At 62.8% G+C, this 23264-nt stretch carries 26 protein-coding genes; 11 read left to right on the top strand and 15 right to left on the bottom strand.

Going from position 1 to position 23264, the window contains the following annotated elements; all coding sequences use genetic code 11:
• Positions 1-7 precede the first annotated feature (7 nt).
• Both ACIPZ8_RS19880 and ACIPZ8_RS19875 read right to left on the bottom strand, forming a co-directional pair.
• Positions 8-655 (bottom strand): LysE family translocator, encoded by a 648-nt coding sequence (locus ACIPZ8_RS19880; protein ID WP_400726542.1) that lies wholly within the window; start codon positions 653-655, stop codon positions 8-10.
• A gap of 78 nt (positions 656-733) precedes the next feature.
• Positions 734-1693, bottom strand: a complete 960-nt coding sequence (locus ACIPZ8_RS19875) for a threonine dehydratase (protein WP_400726540.1) — start codon at positions 1691-1693, stop codon at positions 734-736.
• A gap of 76 nt (positions 1694-1769) precedes the next feature.
• Here ACIPZ8_RS19875 and ACIPZ8_RS19870 point away from each other — a divergent pair, with 76 nt between their 5' ends.
• Entirely contained in the window at positions 1770-3131 is a 1362-nt protein-coding gene (locus tag ACIPZ8_RS19870) for a PLP-dependent aminotransferase family protein (RefSeq protein ID WP_400726537.1), read from the top strand.
• 65 nt (positions 3132-3196) lie between these two features.
• Here ACIPZ8_RS19870 and ACIPZ8_RS19865 read toward each other — a convergent pair whose 3' ends face one another.
• On the bottom strand, positions 3197-3454 hold the full coding sequence (locus tag ACIPZ8_RS19865) for a DUF2790 domain-containing protein (RefSeq protein ID WP_054885703.1): 258 nt from the start codon (positions 3452-3454) through the stop codon (positions 3197-3199).
• 276 nt (positions 3455-3730) lie between these two features.
• On the opposite strand from ACIPZ8_RS19865, the gene ACIPZ8_RS19860 reads away from it, so the two are divergent.
• Positions 3731-4180: a GNAT family N-acetyltransferase gene (locus tag ACIPZ8_RS19860; RefSeq protein ID WP_400726535.1), complete on the top strand. Its 450-nt coding sequence runs from the start codon at positions 3731-3733 to the stop codon at positions 4178-4180.
• On the opposite strand, the gene def is transcribed toward ACIPZ8_RS19860, so the two are convergent.
• The 3 genes from def to ACIPZ8_RS19845 form a co-directional block, all read right to left on the bottom strand.
• Positions 4135-4671: a peptide deformylase gene (gene def / locus ACIPZ8_RS19855; protein WP_400726533.1), complete on the bottom strand. Its 537-nt coding sequence runs from the start codon at positions 4669-4671 to the stop codon at positions 4135-4137. The genes ACIPZ8_RS19860 and def overlap by 46 nt on opposite strands.
• Entirely contained in the window at positions 4668-5621 is a 954-nt protein-coding gene (locus ACIPZ8_RS19850) for a YihY/virulence factor BrkB family protein (protein WP_400726530.1), read from the bottom strand. Before ACIPZ8_RS19850 ends, def begins: the two co-directional genes overlap by 4 nt.
• 145 nt (positions 5622-5766) lie before the next feature.
• Positions 5767-5946 carry a CsbD family protein gene (locus ACIPZ8_RS19845; protein ID WP_274906786.1) on the bottom strand — a complete coding sequence of 60 codons (180 nt, stop codon included), beginning with the start codon at positions 5944-5946 and terminating at the stop codon, positions 5767-5769.
• A 222-nt stretch (positions 5947-6168) separates the two neighbouring features.
• Between ACIPZ8_RS19845 and ACIPZ8_RS19840 the strand changes: the two genes are divergently transcribed.
• Both ACIPZ8_RS19840 and ACIPZ8_RS19835 read left to right on the top strand, forming a co-directional pair.
• Complete coding sequence (locus ACIPZ8_RS19840) at positions 6169-7638, top strand: nitrous oxide reductase family maturation protein NosD (protein WP_400726527.1); 1470 nt, start codon at positions 6169-6171, stop codon at positions 7636-7638.
• 111 nt (positions 7639-7749) lie between these two features.
• Complete coding sequence (locus ACIPZ8_RS19835) at positions 7750-8130, top strand: hypothetical protein (protein WP_060510375.1); 381 nt, start codon at positions 7750-7752, stop codon at positions 8128-8130.
• On the opposite strand, the gene ACIPZ8_RS19830 is transcribed toward ACIPZ8_RS19835, so the two are convergent.
• Entirely contained in the window at positions 8131-8967 is an 837-nt protein-coding gene (locus ACIPZ8_RS19830; protein WP_400726525.1) for a S1 RNA-binding domain-containing protein, read from the bottom strand.
• Positions 8968-9098: 131 nt separating this feature from the next.
• Here ACIPZ8_RS19830 and ACIPZ8_RS19825 point away from each other — a divergent pair, with 131 nt between their 5' ends.
• Positions 9099-9959 (top strand): DUF6279 family lipoprotein, encoded by an 861-nt coding sequence (locus ACIPZ8_RS19825; RefSeq protein WP_400726522.1) that lies wholly within the window; start codon positions 9099-9101, stop codon positions 9957-9959.
• Between the two features lie 31 nt (positions 9960-9990).
• Here the strand turns inward: ACIPZ8_RS19825 and aceK are convergent, their stop codons facing one another.
• Positions 9991-11700 carry a bifunctional isocitrate dehydrogenase kinase/phosphatase gene (gene aceK / locus ACIPZ8_RS19820; RefSeq protein WP_400726519.1) on the bottom strand — a complete coding sequence of 570 codons (1710 nt, stop codon included), beginning with the start codon at positions 11698-11700 and terminating at the stop codon, positions 9991-9993.
• A 137-nt stretch (positions 11701-11837) separates the two neighbouring features.
• Here aceK and ACIPZ8_RS19815 point away from each other — a divergent pair, with 137 nt between their 5' ends.
• Entirely contained in the window at positions 11838-12713 is an 876-nt protein-coding gene (locus ACIPZ8_RS19815) for a DMT family transporter (RefSeq protein ID WP_400726516.1), read from the top strand.
• Between the two features lie 13 nt (positions 12714-12726).
• Positions 12727-13185, top strand: a complete 459-nt coding sequence (locus ACIPZ8_RS19810) for a DUF4265 domain-containing protein (RefSeq protein WP_400726514.1) — start codon at positions 12727-12729, stop codon at positions 13183-13185.
• Between the two features lie 3 nt (positions 13186-13188).
• Here the strand turns inward: ACIPZ8_RS19810 and ACIPZ8_RS19805 are convergent, their stop codons facing one another.
• The 4 genes from ACIPZ8_RS19805 to cysK all read right to left on the bottom strand — a co-directional run bounded on the left by ACIPZ8_RS19805 (position 13189) and on the right by cysK (position 16552).
• The gene (locus tag ACIPZ8_RS19805) at positions 13189-14070 is read right to left on the bottom strand and encodes a DMT family transporter (protein WP_400726511.1); all 882 of its coding nucleotides are present in this window, start codon (positions 14068-14070) and stop codon (positions 13189-13191) included.
• A gap of 116 nt (positions 14071-14186) precedes the next feature.
• Positions 14187-14351, bottom strand: coding sequence for a hypothetical protein (locus ACIPZ8_RS19800; RefSeq protein WP_400726509.1), 165 nt, complete (start codon positions 14349-14351; stop codon positions 14187-14189).
• A 118-nt stretch (positions 14352-14469) separates the two neighbouring features.
• Positions 14470-15405, bottom strand: a complete 936-nt coding sequence (locus ACIPZ8_RS19795) for an aspartyl/asparaginyl beta-hydroxylase domain-containing protein (protein WP_400726506.1) — start codon at positions 15403-15405, stop codon at positions 14470-14472.
• 172 nt (positions 15406-15577) lie between these two features.
• The gene (cysK, locus tag ACIPZ8_RS19790) at positions 15578-16552 is read right to left on the bottom strand and encodes a cysteine synthase A (RefSeq protein WP_400726503.1); all 975 of its coding nucleotides are present in this window, start codon (positions 16550-16552) and stop codon (positions 15578-15580) included.
• A gap of 135 nt (positions 16553-16687) precedes the next feature.
• On the opposite strand from cysK, the gene ACIPZ8_RS19785 reads away from it, so the two are divergent.
• From ACIPZ8_RS19785 to ACIPZ8_RS19770, 4 genes are all read left to right on the top strand, one after another.
• Complete coding sequence (locus ACIPZ8_RS19785; RefSeq protein WP_400726500.1) at positions 16688-17761, top strand: DUF748 domain-containing protein; 1074 nt, start codon at positions 16688-16690, stop codon at positions 17759-17761.
• Positions 17762-17871: 110 nt separating this feature from the next.
• Entirely contained in the window at positions 17872-18717 is an 846-nt protein-coding gene (locus ACIPZ8_RS19780) for a MoxR family ATPase (RefSeq protein WP_152953989.1), read from the top strand.
• Between the two features lie 13 nt (positions 18718-18730).
• Positions 18731-19909 carry a VWA domain-containing protein gene (locus tag ACIPZ8_RS19775; RefSeq protein WP_400726497.1) on the top strand — a complete coding sequence of 393 codons (1179 nt, stop codon included), beginning with the start codon at positions 18731-18733 and terminating at the stop codon, positions 19907-19909.
• Positions 19910-20008: 99 nt separating this feature from the next.
• On the top strand, positions 20009-20851 hold the full coding sequence (locus tag ACIPZ8_RS19770; RefSeq protein WP_400726494.1) for an RHS repeat-associated core domain-containing protein: 843 nt from the start codon (positions 20009-20011) through the stop codon (positions 20849-20851).
• A gap of 25 nt (positions 20852-20876) precedes the next feature.
• Here the strand turns inward: ACIPZ8_RS19770 and ACIPZ8_RS19765 are convergent, their stop codons facing one another.
• Genes ACIPZ8_RS19765 through ACIPZ8_RS19755 form a run of 3 tightly spaced genes read right to left on the bottom strand, consistent with a single transcriptional unit; the run spans position 20877 to position 23262 of the window.
• Entirely contained in the window at positions 20877-21803 is a 927-nt protein-coding gene (locus ACIPZ8_RS19765) for a biotin-dependent carboxyltransferase family protein (RefSeq protein ID WP_400726491.1), read from the bottom strand.
• Positions 21800-22486, bottom strand: coding sequence for a 5-oxoprolinase subunit PxpB (gene pxpB, locus ACIPZ8_RS19760; protein WP_400726488.1), 687 nt, complete (start codon positions 22484-22486; stop codon positions 21800-21802). Before pxpB ends, ACIPZ8_RS19765 begins: the two co-directional genes overlap by 4 nt.
• Positions 22483-23262, bottom strand: a complete 780-nt coding sequence (locus ACIPZ8_RS19755) for a 5-oxoprolinase subunit PxpA (protein WP_400726485.1) — start codon at positions 23260-23262, stop codon at positions 22483-22485. The genes pxpB and ACIPZ8_RS19755 overlap by 4 nt, the downstream gene beginning before the upstream one ends.
• Between the last annotated feature and the right edge of the window lie 2 nt (positions 23263-23264).

The following is a 23264-nucleotide window of genomic DNA, read 5'->3' as shown; positions in this document are numbered from 1 at the left end:
CGTTGCCTCAGGTAAGCGGTGCGCTGGCGAGAATGAATTCACGGTAGCCCGAGATGATCACATACACCGCGAAATAGCAGAAAATCGCCGCCGACAGCAGGTACGACCAGGTCAGCAGACGGTCCCCCAGCAAGCGCCCGCCATGGCTGGCGATGCCACAAATGCCCATGCACCAGAGCATCCCGGCGGCGAAAAAGCCACCCAGGAACAGCCCGGCGTCCAGCAGGCTGCCACCGCCAGCGCGGGATATCAGCACGCCGCCGACCGCGGCGAACCAGAGGATGGCGCTGGGCGACGACATGGCCAGGAAGATGCCCCGCAGAAACTCGCGCCAGCCCGACTCCACCACCACCTGCGCGCTGGCCTGCATATGCCCGCCACGCCAGGCGGCCAGCAGCATCTTGATGGCGAACCACACCAGCAACGCCGAACCGCCAAGCCACAAGGTCCAGCGCACGCTGTCGAACTGCAGCAGCACGGTCATGCCGGCAAGCGCCGCAATGGCGTAGATCAGGTCGCCCACGCAAGTCCCCAGGCCGAGCCAGAAACCCTGGAGGAAGCCACGCTGCATGGCCAGGGTGATCATGGCGATGTTGGCCACGCCGATATCGAGGCACAACGACAGGCTGAGGAGGAAACCGTTGGAAAATGGCATGGACTACTCATGGCAGGCTAACTGGCGCCGTAGAGCCTGCCACGAGTAATCCAGGGATTGGAAGGGCAACGCCTCAAGTTAGTTGCTGTTTGCCAGCACCTGCGCATAACGCTCGCGATCCACATTTGCTCCGCTCAACACCACGGCCACGCGCTTGCCGGCCTGGCGCTCGCGCTCCTGCAGCAACGCCGCCAGCGCCGCAGCACCGGCACCTTCAGCGGTGTTATGGGTGGTTTCATGATAGATGCGCATGGCCGCTGCCACTTCGCTGTCGGTGACCCTCACGATGCGCGCGGCATGCTCGCGAACGAGGGCAAAGGCATCCGGGTGCGGGACCCGGCAGGCCATGCCGTCGGCAAAGGTATCGGCGGTGGCCGTGGTGACGATGCGGCCCTGCTCGAAACTCTGCGCATAGGCATCGGCCGCACTGGACACCACGCCGACGATTTCGGTCTTCAGCCCCAGCAGGTTGCGCGCCTGAATCAGCCCGCAGATGCCCGAGCCCATGCCGATCGGCACGTACACGCAATCCAGGTCGGCCACGGCCTCGAACAGCTCCAGGGCATAGGTGGCCACGCCGCGCACCAGTTCAGGATGAAACGACGGCACCATGTCATAGCCCAGCTCATCCGCCAGGCGGGCCGCCTCTTCCCGGGCCACGTCGAAGTCGACACCATGCTCCACCAGCTCGGCGCCAAGCGCGCGCATGGCGGCGTTCTTCTCTTTCGAGTTGCCTTCGGGCACCACGATCACCAGCGGCACACCGGCCTGGCTCGCAGCCAGCGCCATGCTCTGGCCGTGATTGCCACGGGTGGCGGTGACCAGCCCGCGCGGGGGCTTGCCGGCGGCCAGCAGCGAACGCACATACACCAACCCGCCGCGCACCTTGAAGGCGCCGGTGGGGGCGTGGTTTTCGTGCTTGACCCAAAGCTTGCAGCCCACCCGCTCGGCCAGCAGCGGCCAGATGCGCTGAGGTGTCGGCGGCACGTGCTGGTGAACGAAATCGGCGGCTTCGCGCAGGGCAACAAGGTCGAACATGGCGATCATCCCTCTTCGGTAGGTGGTTGATCCGATCCTAAGCGCCGGGCATTGTATGGGTACAACCTTATATTGCATGGGTAGCAATTTCGTGTGGATCCCGCAGCTGGTCGACGATGACCAACCCCGATACCTGGCCTTGGTCGATGCGATTGCCCACGCCATCGAAAGCGGCGTCCTCAAGGTGGGTGACCGCCTGCCCCCGCAACGCCGGCTGGCCTGGAAACTGGGCCTCAACCCGAGTACCACCCAGCAGGCCTACCGCGAAGCGGCCGCGCGCCACCTTGTGGCTGGCGAAGTGGGCCGAGGCACTTACGTGCTGGCGGGCAGCAAGGAAGCGACCTTGTTTCGCATCAAGCATCACGACGGGCAGCGCCCGCTGATCGACCTGTCGACCAACGTTCCGGTAGCCGATCCGCATAATCATGACTTGCAAGACAGCTTGCGCAGCCTGCTGAAACGCCCCGATAGCAACTTGCTCGATCATTACCTGGGCCCCGAGCAGTTGCTGCAAGGGCGGATTCGCGGCGCCCAGTGGATGGCCAACCGCGGCCTGGCTCTTTCAGCGGACGAGCTGTTGCTGTGTGGCGGAGCCCAGCAAGCGCTGGCACTGGTGCTGCAGTCGTTCTGTCAGGCTGGCGAGCCGGTCATGCTCGAGGCCCTGACCGCACCGGGTATCAAGGCGGCCTGTCGGCAACTGCGTCTGCCCGTGCATGGTGTGGCACTGGACAACCAAGGCCTGCGGCCCGATGACCTGGACCGTGTGGCGCGCGCCAGCGGTGCCCGCGTGCTGGTGACCACACCGACCCTGCACAACCCCACAGGTGCCTGCATGACGGATACTCGCCGCGCGGCCATTGCTGAGGTAGTCAAACGCCTGGGGCTGTTGCTGATCGAGGATGATGTGTATGGCGCATTCAGCGACCAAGCGCCGCTCTATCCGCTACTGGGCGATCAAGCGGTCTACATCAATAGCCTGTCCAAGACGGTGGCTGCTGGCTTGCGCTTGGGATGGATTGCGGCCAACCCGAAGCTGCTGGCACAGGTTGACCCGCATGCCCAGGCCAGCCACTGGTCGGTGTCGCCATTGAGCCTGGATATCGCGTGCCAATGGATCGAGGACGGCACCGCTGCGCAGCGGCTTGCCTGGCAGAAAACGGAAATTACCGAGCGATGGCGCCTGGCACGCAGACTGCTGGGTGATGGATTGCACAATACCGGGCAACCTTCGCCCCACGCGTGGCTGGGCACGCCGCAGGGGGCCGAGGCGGTGGTCAGGCAATGTCGCGAGCAAGGTGTGGAAATCGTCCCGGCCAGTGTGTTTGCCATTGGCGCGATCGAAGTGCAGGCCGTGCGCATCAGCCTGTCGGCAGCAGGTAGCCGGGCTGAACTGAAACAAGGCCTGGAGGTAGTACAGAAGGTATTGTCGGGCCGCTGAACCGGCGGGACGAAAGCAGCTTCTTCGCTACGGCTCAACGCGAAGAGGCCGCTGACGTAGGACGATCAACCCTGCTGGCAACCTTCGCCCATCGCCCGGTACTGAATGGTATGCACCTGGCCATGATGGTCTTCATAGGTCATGGTCGCAGGCACCACTTCACAGACATTGGGGATGGTCGACAGGTTGATCACCCGTTTGATGTCGAGGTTCATGGAATAGTCGTACTGCTGGGCCACAGGCTCGCTGGAGACCGGCTTGGCCTCATCGGCGAGGGCGAACGAGGACATACCGACCAGTGCAAGAATCAGTAATGGTTTCATGGGGTTTGGCCTTTAAAGCAATCCAGCTGATCGCGTGACTTCTGATGCCGTCAATGGCGCGGAGAAGTTGTCATCAACTGCGAAGATGACACGAAGTACCGATCCCGCTTCGTCTACTGCCAGTGGGAATAGGTAAAATTCTACTCCTGGCCGGGAATAGTTGAACCCTGAACTCGGACATTCACCCTTGCAGGATTTGCAACAATCTGCGACAAAGCCAAACGGCTCGATGGCCTGAAATTACCGGGCTAGAGCCATCCGTTCCAGGTATACCCCATGAATTCCTTGCATTGCGCCCTGCTCACCGGCCCCGAACGCCGATTGCTCGAGCACTTCTACAAACAGCAGGGTTCGCGCATGCGCGCAGCCAATGATGGTGAATCGTGGGTGGCACGCAGCGACGGCATCGTTGCCGGCCTTTGCCTCAGTGCCATCGCCGACGGCCACTGGCTCACCGGCCTGTTCGTCGCCCCGCAGCAGCGCAAGCGTGGCATTGCCGCGCAGTTGGTCAAGGCGGCGCTGGCCGGGCACAGTGGCCCGACCTGGCTGTTCTGCCACCCCGACCTCACGGCCTACTACCAGCGCCTTGGCTTCAGCATCACTGAGCACCTGCCCGAAGCCCTGGCCTCGCGCCTGCAACGCTACCAGCGCAGCAAAAACCTGCTGGCCATGGTGCGGCCTCAGTCGTCGCTGTCATCCAGCCCGGGGAACAGCACATCGGTGTAGCCGAACCGGGCAAAGTCCTGGATACGCGAGGGGTACAGGCGGCCGATCAGGTGGTCGCACTCGTGCTGCACCACCCGCGCATGAAAGCCATCGGCAAAGCGGTTGATCGGATTACCCTGCGGGTCGATGCCTTCGTAGCTGATGTGTTTGAAGCGCGGCACCACACCACGCAGGCCGGGCACCGACAGGCAGCCCTCCCAACCGTCCTCGACTTCGGTGGTCAGCGGCGTGATCACCGGGTTGAGCAGGATGGTCTGCGGCACCGGCTCGGCATCCGGGTAACGCTCGCTGCGCTCGAAGCCGAAGATCACCAGTTGCAGGTCGATACCGATCTGCGGCGCGGCCAGGCCTACGCCACCGACGTGGTGCATGGTTTCGAACATGTCGTCGATCAACTGCTGCAGTTCGCTGCTGCCGATCAGATGTTCAGGCACCGGTGGTGCGATGCGCAGCAAGCGCTCGTCGCCCATCTTGAGAATGTCACGGATCATCGCGGGTTCGGCTCGGTCGGTTCAGGCTCGACCGGGTGTTCATGGCCGAGCACGGTGATGGTTTCCTGGGGTCTGGCGCCCTTGAAATCCTTCTCGCCCGGGTTCTTGCCCTCGCTCGACATGTGCTCGATCACTGCATTCATTTCCGCGCCCAGCAACAGCACGGCGGCAGAGATGTAGAAATACAGCAACAGCACGATGATCGCACCGATGCTGCCATACATGGCGTTGTAGTCGGCAAAGGTCTTGACGTAGTAGGCAAAGCCCAGGGAGGCGATGATCCATACTACTACCGCCAGCACCGAACCGGGGGTGATGAAGCGAAACTTCTGCTTCACGTCCGGCATCACGTAGTAGATCAACGCCACCGCGACCATCATCAGGATGATGATCGCCGGCCAGCGCAGCACGGTCCATACAGTGACGATCACTTCCTGCAGGCCGACCTGGGAGGCGATCCACTCCATCACCTGCGGCCCCAGCACCATCAACGCGGCCGCTGCCAGCAGCATGCCGGCGATACCGACGGTGTAGATGATCGACAGCGGAATACGCTTCCACACCGGGCGCCCCTCAGGCACGTCATAGGCGGCATTCATGGCGCTCATCATCAGGCGCACGCCGGCCGAGGCGGTCCACAGGGCGATGACGATACCCACCGACAGCAGCCCGCCCTTGGACTGCTGCAACTGGTCGATGACCGGGTTCACCTGCTCCAGCGCCTGAGGCGGCAGCACCAGTTCCGATTGCAGGCGCAACCAGGAGAAGAAGTCCGGCAGGTGCAGGAAGCCGATCAGGGCGATCAGGAACAGCAGGAAAGGGAACAGCGAAAACAGCATCTGGTAGGCCAGCGCGGACGCATAGGTCGACATCTCGTCGTCGAGGAATTCCTTGACGGTGCGTACCAGCACGCGGTGCAGGGGCAGGCCGCGCAGGTCGGGGAAAATCATAGCGTCTCCTTTCGCCGCTTGATTCTTGAGTACAACGGGTAAGTCTAATAGACCACGCCGGTGATGTACTGCTCCCGGACATACCAGAAGAAAATGCCTGAACCTGTTCCGGCCCCGGGAAGAGGCAGGAACAGGCCGTTTCACATCAAGGCTTCTTCACCGCATCCTTCACGTTACCCTTGATCTGCTGCGCTTCGCCCTTGAGTTCCTGGGCCTTGCCTTCTGCCCGCAGCTTGTCGTTATCGGTGACCTTGCCGATGCCCTGCTTGACGTTACCAATTGCTTCGTTGGCCAGGCCTTTTGCTTTGTCTTTGGTGCCGCTCATGGCAAATCTCCTGCAAATGGAGACACGTGGACCGTGTCGACAGTCGGTGGACTGGGGACCTTGCGAAAGAGTTTCAATCAATTTGCCTGGCCCAAGCCGAACGGCGAATCAGCGGGCGAATACCGCACCGATTAGGCCAAGCTCACTGCTCAAGGCCCGACGGCTGCCCTAAAATCGCTGCCAACCTGCGTATAAAAACAACAGTTTCCGGATATTTGCCCCATGCGTCTGATGCCCCTGCTTGCGGCTTTGTTGCCGTTGTTGCCCTTGCCTGCCCTGGCTGCCGCACCGGCCAGCGAAACCCTGAAGGTCGAGCGTTATGCCGACGATGGCCAACCCGGCACCTTGCGCTGGGCCATCGAAACCAGCAACCAGAACCCCGGCCACTACCGCATCGAGATCGCTGCGGAGGGTAAACCGCCCTACGTGATTCGCCCGACCCACGCGCTGCCGGAAATCAAGGGCCCTGTACAGATCACCGGCCTGCCCTGGGCGCGTGACGGCCAGTACATCGCCATCGATGGCTCGGGCTACATCAAGGACCAGGGCGTGCGCACCTGCCCCGGCGCCTTGCCGGGCCAGTTCGGCACCAACGTGCGCACCACCACCAACCCCGGGCTGGTACTGCGTGATACCCAGGGCGTGCACCTGAGTGGCCTGGAAGTGCGCAACTTCTGCATCGGCATCCTGGTCAACCGCGCCAGCGGCAACGTCATCGAAGACAACCGCATCGTCGCCAACAAAGGCGGCGCCGGCATCATGCTCACGGGCGACGATGGTGCCGGCAACCCGACCGCCACCACCACGGTCAACAACAAGGTGCTGCGCAACCAGCTGATCGACAACGGCGATGGCCTTGAGCTGACCCGCGGCGCGGCCTTCAACCTGGTGGCCGACAACCTGTTCCGCTCCACCCCGGCCAACCCCGAGCCGTCCCAGGGCATCGAGATCCTGCTGGGCAACGACAACAGCGTGGTGCGCAACCGCTTCGAAAACTATTCCGACGGCCTGCAGATCAACTGGGGCAAGCGCAACTACCTCGGCGCCAACACCTTCAGCGGCAACTCGATCGGCGTCAGCGTCACCGGCGAAGGCAACATCCTCGACGGCAACCTGATCCACGGCAACCGCATCGGCGTAGCCTTGCGCCCGGAGCCGGAGCTCACCGCCACGCGCCTGAGCGGCAACCGCGTCTGGGGCAACAGCCAGGACATCCGCCGCTGCGAGGCCGGGGGTTCGTGCGTGCCGAACCAGCGGACCGGCGCCATCGTGTTCGGCGTTCCGGCCCAGGCCCATGCCTTGTATGTAGGCTCGCGTGGCGTCGGCGCGGATTTGCCAAAGAAGGACCAGGCGATCATCTGTGACGCCAAGGGCGAGCCCAAGCCGTGCCAGCCGCTGCCCAACCACAACCAGCAGCCGCCACGGCTGATCGCGCTGGACGGCAATGTGCTGCGGGGCGAGGTGCAGGGGCCAGTGTCGAGCCTGTTGCGCATCGAGGTGTTTGGCAATGCTCAGGCGGATGGGACCGAGGCGGAGCAGTATCTGGGTGATCTGTTGGTTAACAGCGATGCCAAGGGGCAGGCGCGGTTTGCCCAGGTGCTGGAGAATATCGGCGATTTGAAGAGCTTTACGGCGACGGTGACCACTGCGGACGGGGCTACTTCCGAGTTGAGCAGGCCTATCCGTCGTTAAAGCTGATGGCCTCTTCGCGGTTTACCCGCGAAAGGGCCGTCAAACCTTGCCGCGCCCTCTGCCACCCCTCACAATGCAGCCCTAATCAAGCGTCAACCCGCAGGAACCTGCATGAAACTCGACAAACCCGCCGCCATCGCCCGCCGCAACCAGGCCTTGGCCAACCCGGTGCTGACCAGCGCCAACACCCTGTTCGCCATCCTCGACCGCAAACGCAACCTGTGGTGGTTCGAGGTGCCGGTGGCGCTGCTGCGCAAGGGCCAGCCCGATTGGGTCAACCTGTTGCTGCACACCCCGGAAAGCGACGAGCTGCAGCACCTGAAGGTGCCGGTCAACTTCCTCCGTGCTCACCAGGAGCAGATGGAAGTGCGCAACCCCGGCAAGCGCCGCTCGACCATCAGCCTGGCCCTGAGCGCCGACCGTGACTCGCTGCTGCGCGACACCCGCCCGGGTGGCGAGCAGCTGGATTTCCGGACCTTCGTGCAGGCCTGATCAGGCCTTTTCGATGCGATCGTCATGGATGACGATGCGGCCCTGCTTGAACAACCCGCCAATGGCCTTCTTGAAGTTGCCCTTGCTGACGTTGAACATCTGGCTGATCACTTCAGGGGCGCTCTTGTCGCTCACCGCCAGCACCCCACCTTCGGCCTCCAGGCGCGCCATGATGCGCGCCTGCAGGTCATCGCCCAGCGCCTGGCCGACCGGCTGCAGGCTCAGGGCAATCTTGCCGTCATGGCGCAGTTCCTTGATGAAGCCATCCACATGCATGCCCGAACGCAGGAACTTGAACACCTCGTTCTTGTGGATCAGGCCCCAGTGGCGGTTGTTGATGATGGCCTTGAAGCCCATCGGCGTCTCACCGGCCACCAGCAGCTGGACGGGCTGGCCAACCGAGTAGTCGGCCGGGGCGCGGTCGAGGTAGCGGTCCAGGCGCGAAGTCGCGGTAATGCGGCGGGTGCGCTTGTCGAGGTAGGCATGCACCACGCAGTAGTCGCCGATCTTCAGCTGGCGTGATTCTTCCGAATACGGCATGAGCAGGTCCTTGGACAGGCCCCAGTCGAGGAAGATACCGGCACCGTTGATGTCCTTGACCTTCAGGCTGGCGAACTCGCCGACCTGCACCTTGGGCTTCTCGGTGGTGGCAATCAGCTGGTCTTCGCTGTCCAGGTAGATGAACACGTTCAGCCAGTCGTCGACCTCGGTTTCGGCGTCCTTCGGGATGTAGCGCCCGGGCAGCAGGATTTCGCCGTCGGCGCCGCCATCCAGGTACAGGCCGAATTCCACGTGTTTCACGATTTGCAAACTGTTGTAACGCCCAAGCAGAGCCATTTCCGATGTTCCTCAAGACAAGGCGGCTATTCTACACCTGAAGCCACTGCGCTGCCTGATCGCTGATTCTGCGGAACCGCCCCGGCGCCCTTTGCGTCTACCGAGTGCCCAGCCACCGCCAGGACCTGAACATGCCTGTACGCCTGTCCAAAGCCCTGTTCATCGCCATTGCCTGCGCCATGGCACTGGCGGCCTGCAACCGCATCGACCTGGCCTATCGCAACCTCGACCGCCTGGTGCCCTGGTCGCTGGGCGACTACCTGGCGATGAACCGTGAGCAGAAGGCATTGCTCGACGAACGGCTCAAGCAGCACCTGGCCTGGCACTGCAAGACCCAGCTGCCCGGCTACCTCGACTGGCTCGACCGGGTGCGCGACATGGTCGCCGACGACCAGGTGACCGACCAGACCCTGCAGCAACGCACCGTCGAGGCCCGCCAGGCGATTGGCCGGGTGGCCGAGGAAATCACCCCCTCGGCCACCGAACTCCTGCGTGGCATGAGCGATGCGCAGGTCGCGGAAATGCGCGATGCCTTCCGCGACGATATCAACGAGCGGCAGAGGGAATACGTCGACACGCCCGTGGCCAAGCAGATCGCCCGCCGCACCGAGCGAATGGAGAAGCGCCTGACCAACTGGTTCGGTGAGCTCAATGCCACCCAGCGCCAGCGTGTGCAGGCCTGGTCGCAGGCGCTGGGTGACCAGAACCGCCAGTGGATCGCCAACCGCCAGCACTGGCAGCAACAGCTGATGCTGGCCATGAACCAGCGCAACGACGCCAGCTTCGAGCCGCGCCTGGCGACCTTGCTGCAACGCAAGGAAAGCCTGTGGACGCCGGAGTACCGTGCTGCCTACCAGAATACCGAGCAGCAGGCGCGCAGTTTGATTGTGGACCTGGTGCACTTGAGCAGCCCGGCGCAGCGGCAGTTCCTGCAGGAGCGGCTGGCCAAGGTGAGGACGGACTTCAGTGAGATGAAGTGTTTGAAGGGTTGAATGTTGAGAGGCCGGGCCTGGAAACCCGCATTCAGCGCCCCTTGCGCCGATAAGGAAACACATCGATCACCTTGCCTTCCCGGATTGCCGCCTGCAGCCCCTTCCAGTAGTCCGCGTCATACAACTCGCCGTGCAAGCGGCTGAACAGCCGGCGCTGGCCGATATCGGCAAACAGGAACGGCGGGAACTCCTCGGGGAACACATCGTGCGGCCCGATCGAATACCACGGCTCGCCGGACATCTCGTCCTCCGGGTAACGCGGCGGCGGGATGTGCCTGAAGTTCACCTCGGTCAGGAAGCTGATCTCGTCATAGTCATAGAACACCACCCGCCCATGCCGGGTCACGCCGAAGTTCTTCAGCAGCATGTCACCCGGGAAGATGTTCGCCGCTGCCAGTTGCTTGATCGCCAGCCCGTAGTCCTCCAGCGCTTCGAGCACCTGCCCTTCGCTGGCGTGCTCCAGGTACAGGTTGAGCGGGGTCATGCGCCGCTCGGTCCAGCAGTGGCGGACCAGCACCGTGTCGCCCTCCAGGGCCACGGTCGAGGGCGCCACTTCCAGCAACTCGGCCAGGCATTCGGGCTCGAACTTTCCACGCGGGAAACGGAAGTCGGCAAACTCCTGGGTATCGGCCATGCGCCCCACCCGGTCGACACTTTTCACCAGCCGGTACTTGTCGATCACCGTGGCGCGGTCGACGGTCTTGGACGGCGAGAAGCGGTCCTTGATGATCTTGAACACGGTATTGAAGCCCGGCAGGGTGAACACGCTCATGACCATGCCGCGTACCCCGGGGGCCATGACGAAACGGTCGTCGCTGCTGGCCAGGTGGTTGATCAGGGCGCGATAGAACTCCGACTTGCCTTGCTTGTAGAAACCGATCGAGGTGTACAGCTCGGCAACGTGCTTGCCCGGCAGGATGCGCTTGAGGAAGTTGACGAACTCCGCCGGCACCGGCACGTCGGCCATGAAGTACGAACGGGTGAACGAGAAGATGATCGACACCTCGGCCTCGTCGGTGATCAGCGCATCGGCCTCGATGCCATGGCCTTCCCGGTGCAGCAGTGCGATCGCCAGCGGCCACTGCTCGTCAGCGTTGTACAGGCGGCCGACCAGATAAGCACCCTTGTTGCGGTACAGCACCGGTACGAACAGTTCCACGGCCAGGGCCGGGTCCTTGCACACCCAGTCCGGCAGGCACTCCTTCAGTTGTTCTTCAAGGCGTGCCACATCGCCTTCGAGATCGCCATAGGCAAAGGCATAGTCAGCGAAAATGGCCCGCAACAGCCCCTTGAGGCTACCGCCGGGCGTGTAGGTGCGGGTCTGCGCAGCGCGCTCATGGGTGCGGATCGACGGCCGGGTGGTGTGGATGAACATGCAGCCGTCGCTGATCTGGTCATGGCTGAACAGGCTGCAGAACAGCGAGTTGTACCAGGTCTCCGCCAGCTCGTCGTCCAGCCGTGGGTCGATCAGGCGGATGTAGGCGTTTTTCACCAGTGGCCACTGTTCCACATCCAGCAGCACCTCTTCGTCGAAACCATCGCGCAGCCAGGCGTTGACCTCGCCGACTTTCTGTTCATACAGGTTGATCCGCACTGCCGACGCCCGCTGGATGTCCTGCCAGCGCGCCTGCTCGAAGCGCTCGCGGGCGCCAAGGGTGATACGGCGAAAGTGCTCGCGGTAGTCATCGAAGCCGTCGAGGATCATCCGCGCGATCTCGCCGGCGGGCCAATGCTGGGTCATGCACAACACCTCGGGGCTGGGTGAGCTATGAGCTTAGCCCGCGAAAAGGCCGGTACAGGTATACAGCGCAAGAAAGCACAAGAATCGCCCAAGCCAGTCACGTACACTCGCGCCCTGCCCCGTCCCCGGAGACCGTTGTGAGCCCCATTGCCCTAGCCCGCCTGCTGACCCTTGCCGCTGTCTGGGGGGCGAGTTTCCTGTTCATGCGCATTATCGCCCCGGAGCTGGGTACCGTCCCTACCGCGTTCTTCCGCGTCGCCATCGCCTGCCTGGGCCTGATCGCCATCCTCGCCGCCACCCGGGTGCGCTGGAACTTCGACGGCAAGCTCGGCGCCTGCCTGGTGCTGGGCATGATCAACTCGGGCATCCCGGCCACCTTCTATTCCGTGGCCGCGCAAGTGCTGCCCGCCGGCTATTCGGCGATTTTCAACGCCACCACACCGCTGATGGGCGTACTGATCGGCGCGCTGTTCTTCCGCGAGGCCATGACCCTGCCCAAGCTCGGCGGTATTTTCCTCGGCCTGTTTGGTGTCGGCATCCTCAGCGGCGCCGGCCCGGTAGCGCTGGACATGGCCCTGGTGCAAGGTGCCCTGGCGTGCCTGGCGGCCACCACCTGCTACGGCTTCGCCGGCTTCCTTGCACGGCGCTGGATCAGCGGCCTGGACAGCCGCCTGTCGGCCCTGGGCAGCATGCTCGGCGCCACCTTGATGCTGAGCCCGCTGTTCGCCTGGAGCGCCCTGACCCAGCCACCGGCAAGCTGGGGTGGCTGGCAGGTATGGCTGTCGCTGCTGGGCCTGGGCCTGCTGTGCACCGCCTTCGCCTACATCCTGTACTTCCGCCTGCTGGCCGAAATCGGCCCGGTCAAGGCCAGCACCGTGACCTTCCTGATCCCGGTATTCGGTGTATTGTGGGGGGCATGGCTGCTCGACGAGCCCTTGTCGATGGCCCATGTGTATGGCGGTGTGCTGATTGCCCTGGCGCTGTGGCTGGTACTGCGCCCGGCGCGCACGTGAGGCGATGCGGACCATGAGCGACACATTCAGGAAGGTGCTGTTCCGCCTGGAGCAGGACGCGAGCGGCTACCCGCCAGCCTCGGTGGAAGGCTTGTGGACACAGGAGGTCGCAGGGGGCTATCGGGTCGACAGCATCCCCTTCCACGTCTACGGCATCGCCCCCGGCGACATCATCAGCATCCGTCACGAGGGCGACCAGGCCTGGTTCGACGCCTTGCAGCAGAGCGCCGGGGCGTCGGTGTTCCGGGTCGTCGTCAAGCCACCGGAAACCCTGGAGCAGGTGCACGCGGCCCTGGCCGAATTCGGCTGCACGTGCGAGGTGGAAAAGGCGGTGAGGATGCTGGCGGTCGAAGTGCCGGCAATGCAATCGGCCGACACCCTGCTGTACTACCTGCTGACCCAGCGCGAAGCCGGCACCCTGGACTTCGAGGAAGGCGTGTTGCGCCACGCCATCCCCGAAGAGTTCCGCTAGGCCCTACGCCTCGGCCAGCCGCGCCACCGGCTTGCGGAACACGAACAGCAGGCCGACCACGATCAGCCCCATGCCCAGCAGGCTCAACGGCGCCAGGCGGTTGCCGAAGATCAGGAAGTCCATCACCGCAGTCACTGCCGGCACCAGGTAGAACAGGCTGGTGACATTGACCAGGTTACCTTTGGCGATCAGCCGATACAGCAGCAGGGTCGCCAGCAGCGACACCACCAGCCCCATCCACAGCAGCGCGCCGATGAAGCCGCCGGCCCATTCCACATGCAGCGGTTGCAGCGGCGCGAACACGGCGCACATGGCGAAGCCGGCGATGTACTGCAGCGGCAGTGTGCCCATGGGGTTGTCGGTGATGCGCTTCTGCAGGATTGAACCAAAGGTCATGCTGGCCAGCGCCAGCAGGGCGAACAGCATGCCCAGCAGCGACACGCCGCCCAGGTTGATGCCCTGGTAGACCACCATCACCAGCCCGCCAAGCCCCAGGCCCAGGCCGAACAAACGGCTCCAGGAACGCTGGCGCTCCATCAGCACCACGGTGAGGATCGGTTGCACCCCCATCACCGTGGCCATCACGCCTGGGGTGACATGGGTGTTGAGCGCCAGCAGGTAGAAGATCTGGTAGGCGCCGAGCAGCACACAGCCGGTGCCCAGGGCCCGCAGGATCGCCCCCCGGGTACGCGGCCAGCGCAGGCCCAGCAATGGGCCGATCAGCAGCAGGCCGGTCAGGGCCAGCGCCGAGCGCAGCAGCAGGAAGGCAAAGGGGCTGGCATGGGCCAGGCCGAGCTTGGAAACGATCGCGCCACTGCTCCAGAGCAGGACGAACAGGCTGGTGGTGGCCGCCGAGGCCACGGATGCTTTGTTGAAGACAGACATGTATTGCCACCTGATATAAGGCGAAAAAGCCAGACGGCGGGCGTGAACTTCAGCGAGGGAAGGTGCCGACCGTGTTCAGTAGGTTGCGGGTGCGAAGGGATGCGGCCAGAAGCCGATCAGCCCAGCACGACCACGCAAGGAGGCGGAGCTACGCCGCCTACGACGCCACTGACAGGTGGTGGTGGATAGTGACTGATCATGGCCGGCTGCTGGCTGCCACGCACGACCCTGCCCGCGACTGGCGCGAGGGCAAAGCTGGTGGTGGAAGGGATGGCTGGCATGATCGGGTCGGTCTTCGAAGAAGAGAAGTGTTTCGGAATATAGCGGTGAATGCTGGGTTGGGCAATAGCCTGTTCCGGCCTCTTCGCGGGCAAGCCCGCGAAGAGGCCGGCCCTGCTATCAGAACAACCAGCGGTACAGGAAGTAAGCCACCACCACTGCCAGCACCGGCCGCAGGATGCGATAGGCCTTGGGGTTGGCGCGCTTGAACTGCTTCATGCGGCTGCTGATTTTATTGCTGAAGCGCTTGCTCCAGGCATACGCCTGGTTGATCCCGCCCACCCGCTCGTCATCGGTGTTCTGCGGCGCGGTGGCGCGGCCGAGGAAGGCACTGACCTTACGGTTGATGCGGGTCATCAGCGGGCTGCTCAACGGGCGCTCGATGTCGCAGAACAGGATCACCCGGGTCACGTCGGTTTCGTTCTTGACCCAGTGCACGTAGGTCTCGTCGAACATCACGTCCTCGCCGTCACGCCAGGCGTATTCCTCGCCATCGACGTAGATGCGGCAGGCGTCGGAGTTGGGGGTCGACAGGCCCAGGTGGTAGCGCAGCGAACCGGCAAACGGGTCACGGTGCGGGTTCAGGTGGCTGCCACCGGGCAGCAGGGCAAACATCGCACCCTTGACGTTGGGAATGCTGCTGACCAGCTCGACGGTTTTCGGGCACAGGGCTTCGGCAGACGGCAGCGGCTTGTCGTACCACTTCAGGTAGAAGCGCTTCCAGCCCTTCTTGAAGAACGAACCGAAGCCGGCGTCGTTGTCCTTTTCGGCGGCACGAATGTACCCCTCGTCGAACAGGCGCATGGCCTCCTCGCGGATCACCTGCCAGTTGTCCTTGAGCACATCCAACTCGGGGAAGCGCTGGCGGTCCAGGTAAGGCTTGGACGGCACGTTGGAGAACAGGTACATCAGGCTGTTATAAGGAGCGAACAGCGCCGAATGGTTGACGAACTGGCGCAGAACCGGCAGCCGTGCCTTGCCGCGCAGGTGCACGAACAGCACACTGCCGAAGAACACCAGCAGGACACCCGCCTTGGCGAGGAAGGAAAAGGTCATGCAACACTCCTTTGAAGGGAGCCAGGCCAGCGCTGCCTGCTCCCGGAAAAATCATCCGGCCATCATAAACCCATCCCGCCCCGGTAAAAACAGCCTGGGCGGGATCTCACTCATGAAGATTTTGCAATAAACCAGGCCGCCGAATGTTGCGCCGGATCAGCGGCCGGGCTGATTACTGCTGGTTTTCCTGCTCGCTGAACAGGTCGCTGAACAGCATGCTGGACAGATAACGCTCGCCCGAGTCGGGCAGGATTACGACGATGGTCTTACCTTGCATTTCCGGTTTCTCGGCCAGGCGCACCGCTGCTGCCATCGCCGCGCCACAGGAAATGCCGCAGAGAATGCCTTCTTCCTGCATCAGGCGAATGGCCATGGCCTTGGACTCTTCGTCGGTCACGGTCTCGACCTGGTCGACGATCGACAGGTCGAGGTTTTTCGGCACGAAACCGGCGCCAATGCCCTGGATCTTGTGCGGGCTGGGCTTGAGCTCTTCACCGGCCAGGGTCTGGCTGATCAGCGGCGACGCCAGCGGCTCGACCGCCACCGAGAGGATCGACTTGCCCTGGGTGTGCTTGATGTAGCGCGACACGCCGGTAATGGTGCCGCCGGTACCAACACCTGCAACCAGCACATCGACCGCGCCGTCGGTGTCGTTCCAGATCTCCGGCCCGGTGGTCTTCTCGTGGATCGCCGGGTTGGCCGGGTTGTCGAACTGGCCCGGCAGGAAGTACTGGGCAGGGTCGGAGGCGACGATTTCGTTGGCCTTCTCGATGGCGCCCTTCATGCCCTTGGCCGGCTCGGTCAGCACCAGCTCTGCGCCCAGCGCCTTGAGCACCTTGCGGCGCTCCAGGCTCATCGAGGCCGGCATGGTCAGGATCAGCTTGTAGCCACGGGCGGCGGCAACGAACGCCAGGCCGATACCGGTGTTGCCCGAGGTCGGCTCGACGATGGTCATGCCTGGCTTGAGTTTGCCGCTGCTCTCGGCGTCCCAGACCATGTTCGCGCCGATCCGGCACTTGACCGAATAGCCCGGGTTGCGCCCTTCGATCTTGGCCAGGATGGTCACCCCACGCGGGGCGATGCGGTTGATCTGTACCAGCGGCGTGTTGCCGATGGAGTGGGCGTTGTCTGCGTAGATACGGCTCATGGCAGGGTCCTTGAACATGAGAAACAGCAGGGAAAGACTTAAAGGGTAAGCCCGCCCCGGTGGCCAGTAAAGCCTGTTAGAACTCCCGGGCTTTGCCTGCGGTCAACCGTGCAACCCGCTGCGGAGAGCCTTGCGATGAAAGCTCGCTATCGCTGGCCGATGATTGGCCTGGCCAGCCTGATCGTGCTGCTGGTGGCCCTGCAGGTGGCCCTGCCCTACCTGGTGCGCGATTACCTGAACGACAAGCTTGCCCACTTGGGCGAATACCGTGGCCAGGTGGCCGACGTCGACCTGGCCTGGTGGCGCGGCGCCTACCAGATCAACGGCCTGAAAATCGTCAAGACCACTGGCAAGTTACCGGTGCCGTTGCTGGATGCGCCGCTGATCGACCTGTCGGTGAGCTGGCATTCACTGATCTACGACAAGGCCGTGGTGGCCAAGGTGACCTTCAAGCGCCCCGAGTTCAACTTCGTCGACGGCGGCAGCAAGCAGGCCTCGCAGACCGGTCGGGGGACCGACTGGCGCCAGCAGCTGGAAAAACTTCTGCCGATCACCCTTAACGAAGTGCATATCGAAAACGGTACCCTCACCTTCCACAACTTCAATTCCAAGCCGCCGGTCGCCCTCAAGGCCACGCAGCTCGATGCAGACATTCGCAACCTGACCAATGTGCGCGACAAGAAGGGCCGCCGCGATGCCAGCCTTGACGCCACCGCCCTGCTGCTGGGCGATGCCAAGGTCGAAAGCCGCGCCACCTTCGACCCGTTCAGTGATTTCGACGATTTCGAGTTCCGCCTGCGTACCACCGGCATCGAGCTGCGCAGGCTCAACGACTTTTCCAGCGCTTACGGCAAGTTCGACTTCAATGCCGGGCACGGCGACCTGGTCATCGAGGCCCAGGCCGACCAAGGCCGGCTGCACGGCTACATCAAGCCGTTGTTGCGCGATGTCGATGTGTTCGACTGGCAACAGGACGTGGAGAACAGGAACAAGGGCACTTTCCGCTCGGTCTGGGAGGCGCTGGTGGGGGCCAGTGAGACGGTGCTGAAGAACCAGCCGAAGAACCAGTTCGCCACCCGGGTGGAGCTGAGCGGGAGCGTGCACCAGCAGAATATCAGTGCTTTCGAAGCGTTCCTGCAGATCCTGCGCAATGGCTTCATCCAGGCGTTCAATGCACGTTATGAGCAGTCCCCGCCCAGTTCCGACTGAGCGTGCGTGACGAGCCATTCAGGGACTGAATACCCGGTCTGCGTTTCCAGCTGCCTGGGCCCGCGTTATAGTCGTTGGCAAACTATAGGCACCCCGCAGAGGACAGACCCATGAAGTTCGAAGGCACCCGCGACTACGTCGCCACAGACGACCTGAAGCTGGCGGTCAACGCGGCCATCACCCTCGAACGCCCGCTGCTGGTCAAGGGCGAGCCCGGCACCGGCAAGACCATGCTCGCCGAGCAGCTCGCCGCCTCGTTCGGCGCACGCCTGATTACCTGGCACATCAAGTCCACCACCAAGGCCCACCAGGGCCTCTACGAGTACGACGCGGTCAGCCGCCTGCGCGACTCGCAGCTGGGTGTGGACAAGGTCCACGACGTGCGCAACTACCTGAAGAAAGGCAAGCTGTGGGAGGCATTCGAGGCCGACGAGCGGGTGATCCTGCTGATCGACGAAATCGACAAGGCCGACATCGAGTTCCCCAATGACCTGCTGCAGGAACTCGACAAGATGGAGTTCTACGTCTACGAAATCGACGAGACCATCAAGGCCAAACAGCGCCCGATCATCATCATCACCTCCAACAACGAAAAGGAGCTGCCCGACGCCTTCCTGCGCCGCTGCTTCTTCCACTACATCGCCTTCCCTGACCGCGGCACCCTGCAGCAGATCGTCGACGTGCACTACCCGAACATCAGCCAGTCGCTGGTCAGCGAGGCGCTGGACGTGTTCTTCGACGTGCGCAAGGTACCGGGCCTGAAGAAAAAGCCGTCCACCTCCGAGCTGGTCGACTGGCTCAAGCTGCTGATGGCCGACAACATCGGCGAAGCCGTGCTGCGCGAACGCGACCCGACCAAGGCCATCCCGCCATTGGCTGGCGCCCTGGTCAAGAACGAGCAGGACGTGCAACTGCTCGAGCGCCTGGCCTTCATGAGCCGGCGCGGCAACCGCTGACAGGAGCCGGGCCATGCTGCTCAACCTATTCAATGAAATGCGCGCGGCCAAGGTGCCGGTATCGGTGCGCGAGCTGCTCGACCTGCACCACGCCCTGCAAAAAGGCGTGGTGTTCGCCGACATGGACGCCTTCTACTACCTGGCCCGCGCCATCCTGGTGAAGGACGAGCGCCACTTCGACAAGTTCGACCGTGCATTCGCCGCCTACTTCAAGGGCCTGGAAAACCTTGACCGGCACATCGAGGCGCTGATCCCCGATGAGTGGCTGCGCAAGGAATTCGAACGCTCGCTCACCGACGAGGAGCGCGCGCAGATCCAGTCGCTGGGTGGCCTGGACAAACTCATCGAGGAGTTCAAGAAGCGCCTCGAAGAGCAGAAGGAACGCCACGCCGGTGGCAACAAGTGGATCGGCACCGGCGGCACCAGCCCGTTCGGCTCGGGCGGCTTCAACCCGGAAGGCATCCGCGTCGGCGAGGCCGGCAAGCGCCAGGGCAAGGCGGTAAAAGTCTGGGACCAGCGCGAGTACAAGAACCTCGACGACCAGGTCGAACTGGGCACGCGCAACATCAAGCTGGCCCTGCGCCGGCTGCGCAAGTTCGCCCGCGAAGGCGCCGCCGAAGAGCTCGACATCGACGGCACCATCGACCACACCGCGCGTGACGCCGGCCTGCTGAACATCCAGATGCGCCCGGAACGGCGCAACACGGTGAAGCTGCTGTTGCTGTTCGACATCGGCGGCTCGATGGACGCCCACGTCAAGGTCTGCGAAGAGCTGTTCTCAGCCTGCAAGACCGAGTTCAAGCACCTGGAGTACTACTACTTCCACAACTTCGTGTACGAGTCGGTGTGGAAGAACAACCTGCGCCGCACCTCGGAGCGCTTCTCCACCTTCGACCTGCTGCACAAGTACGGCGATGACTACAAGGTGGTGTTCGTCGGCGATGCGGCCATGGCGCCGTACGAGATCACCCAGCCGGGAGGTAGTGTCGAGCACTGGAACGAAGAGGCCGGGTATCTGTGGATGCAGCGCTTCATGGAGAAATTCAGGAAGATCATCTGGATCAACCCGTATCCCAAGCAGGCCTGGGACTACACGGCTTCGACCCATTTGGTGCGGGATTTGATCGAGGACAAGATGTACCCGCTGACCTTGCAGGGGTTGGAGGACGGTATGCGCTATCTTTCGAAGTAACGCCTAACCGCGCACGCTTATAAAACAACTATCAATTGTGATAGTTGTTTTTTTCTGCGAACAGGTGTCTCATCAAAAAACACCGCTTGCGGAGGTGACATGAAACGGCCCGTTCAAAACTCAAAAAGCAAAAATCATGATACACCCCAATTCACCTACGAGCCAACAAGACATCAGCCACCATTTCCTCACTTGAACGATAGAGCATCATTGCTGGCGACAGATGGCAATCGCACACTATTGGCCTCGATATCCCAAATTAAAGCCTGCCCCGCAGCTTATTCTATCTATGGATACTCGGCTGAGCCATGCAGTCTATTCGTTGCCTACCATGGAGCATTGTTCGATCTCGCGACAAATTGCTACATTTTAGGCCTGGGTTACAGAATTTACAGCCCATCCATGAGGCGCTTTTGTAGTTCTGATTCCTTTAGCCCGTTCATTGCCGACACCATGAATTCGTACTCATATTGCAATGGTGACCCGGTTAACTACCGTGACCCATCTGGCCATGTGCGTCTTCCAAGCTGGTTTCCGGGCGCACGATTCTTTAACCGCCAACCCCAAACTCGAAATAGAATTTCCGAGCTCGCCTCAATGCCTCAAATCATTAAAAATATATCCAGCCACTTATCAGGCAAAAGCCTTGATAACTTTAAAAATGCCCACCCTGAACACAGCAAAACAATTAAAACCCAATCCCTCACAACAGCACTAAAACTCATCAAGGAAGACAGACTGGGAAAGTTAAAAACCCTGAACACCTCAGGCGTTCTAAGCAAAGATTCAAAGCGCCTCAAACAACTAAACGAACACTACTTCACCAACAACATAATGCATAAAGATAACAGTAATTGGACAAAGCGCTTTTCATCAATAAAAGAAGAACTACTTGAGTATGAAGAGCATTTAAATAAACGTCTCACTCAAATACGCACATGACCCTGGAACTGTCTTCTTTGAGCATTCATGGCTCACGGCGCCAACTAAACATAAGACGTTGGTGTACCTGCCACGCCTCCTCCTGCACCACCGCCCTGAACCGCACCACCGCCCCCGGCATGCACTGCGCCAGCCGCGCCAACGCCAACGGCGTCAACGCCCCCAGCCGCGGATAGCCGCCAATGGTCTGCCGGTCATTGAGCAGCACGATCGGTTGCCCGTCCGGTGGCACCTGCACCGCCCCCAGCGGGATCCCTTCGGAAATCATCGGCGCACCCTGATAGACCAGCTCTGGCCCCAGCAAGCGGATACCCATGCGGTCGGCCCGGCTGTCTAGTGTCCAGTCACGGTTGAACGCTTCAAACAGACTGGTCCCGCTGAAATCACCGATCTGTGCGCCCATCACCAGGTCGAGCATGGGCTTGGCCACATAGCTCGGGCACAGGGCCGCAGGTACTTCGCGCAAGGCCGGCGAATCCCCGACAAAGGTGAGCGTTTGCCCTTTGCCAAGCGCTGAACCGCGCCCATCGATACCCCCCAGTTCCTCGCGCACGACCGTAGCACAGCTGCCCAGCACATCTTCACCTAGGAACCCGCCCGGCGCCGCCAGGTAGGCCCGCACACCCTGCTTTGGCTGCTTCAGGGTCAAGCGCTGCCCTTTGGCCAGCGTGAAGCTGCGCCATGGCAGCAGTGGCTGATCATCCACTCGTGCCTCCAGGTCAGCCCCGGCCAGCGCCAGCACGCAATCCTGCTCGGCCACCAGCGCAAAGCCGCCCAGCGCCACCTCGACCACGGGCGCCCCAAGAGGGTTGCCAAGCAGCCAGTTGGCCCAATGCATCGCTACCCAATCCAGCGCCCCACCCTGTGTCACGCCCAGGTGCCGCACGCCAAAGCGCCCGGCGTCCTGCAACTGGCACAATGCGGTGCTGGCCTCGATCTTCAACTGCTTCATCCTTGCGCCTCCACATCGCCGCCCAGGGCCAGGAATTCCTCACGCGATACCGCCACGAAGCGCACCCGGTCACCCGGTTGCAGCAGGCTGTAGCCCTCGCGTTCGCGGTCGAACAGGCGCACCGGGGTGCGCCCGATCAGGTTCCAGCCACCCGGCGACACTGCAGGGTAAGCCGCAGTCTGGCGTTCGGCGATACCGACGCTGCCGGCCGCCACACGCTTGCGTGGGGTGCTCAGGCGCGGGCTGGCCAGGCGTTCGTCGACCAGCCCCATAAAACCGAAACCGGGTGCAAAACCAAGGGCGAATACCGGGTATTCACGCTCACTGTGCAGACGGACCACTTCGGCTTCACTCAGCCCGCTGCGAGCTGCGAGCACGGGCAGTTCCGGGCCGACGCTGGCGTCGTACCACACCGGGATTTCATGTCGTCGGCCCCCGCTGCCGGTGTCCGGCTGCAAGCCCTCCAGCGCCTGAGTGATCAACACCCTCGCCTCACCCGGTGGCAGGTCGAACTGCACCATCAGCGTGGTGTAGGACGGCACCAGATCCACCAGGTGCGCGCCGAACGCCGCGCTCAGGCGCTGGCTGGCGGCGAGCATCCACGGCATGTTGGCTTCGTCGATACGGTCGAACAGGCGCACCATCAGGCTGTCGATGGCCACGACTTCGATACGCAGCTTCATCGCGCCTCCTGCGCATCGAGGGCCTGGCGGATCTGCCGCACGGCCGCTACCGAGCTGTCGTTGTCGCCATGCACGCAGAGGGTGCTGGCGGCCAGCTGCAACGCGCTTCCGTCATCCGCCACCAGGGTTTCACCGCGGGCCAGGCGCAGGGCCTGTTCGACCACCAGCGCCGGGTCATGGTGCACCGCGCCCGGCAGGCGCCGCGAGACCAGGTGGCCGCTGGCGGTGTAGGCGCGGTCGGCGAAGGCTTCGAACCACAGCGGCACGCCGATTTCATCGCCCAGGGCCTGGGCCGCGCGGTTGTCGGCCGTGGCCATGAGCATCAGCGGCAGGCCATTGCCATAGGCCGCCACGGCTTCCAGCACGGTGCGCAGCTTGAGCGGGTCGGCCATCATGTCGTTGTACAGCGCGCCGTGGGGCTTCACATAGGCCACCCGGCCGCCGAGCACCTTGCAGATGCCGTCCAGGGCACCGATCTGGTAATGCAGCAGGTCGCGGATCTCTTCAGGGCTGCAGGCCATGGAACGGCGGCCGAAGCCGACCAGGTCCGGATAGGCCGGGTGCGCGCCAATGGTCACGCCGTGCTCCAGTGCCAGGGCCACGGTGCGGCGCATGATGCTCGGGTCGCCGGCGTGATAGCCACAGGCGATGTTGGCGCAGTCGATGTAGGGCATCACCTCGGCATCCAGGCCCATGCGCCAGCTGCCGTAACTCTCGCCCATGTCGCAATTGAGTAGCAGGGGTTTCACCTGACGTGCTCCCGTGTCGATGTTCATAG

Source organism: Pseudomonas sp. NPDC089422 (assembly GCF_044749405.1).
Taxonomy (GTDB): domain Bacteria; phylum Pseudomonadota; class Gammaproteobacteria; order Pseudomonadales; family Pseudomonadaceae; genus Aquipseudomonas.
Note: the sequence above shows the minus strand (reverse complement) of the source record. Positions and strands in the feature narration are given on the sequence as shown.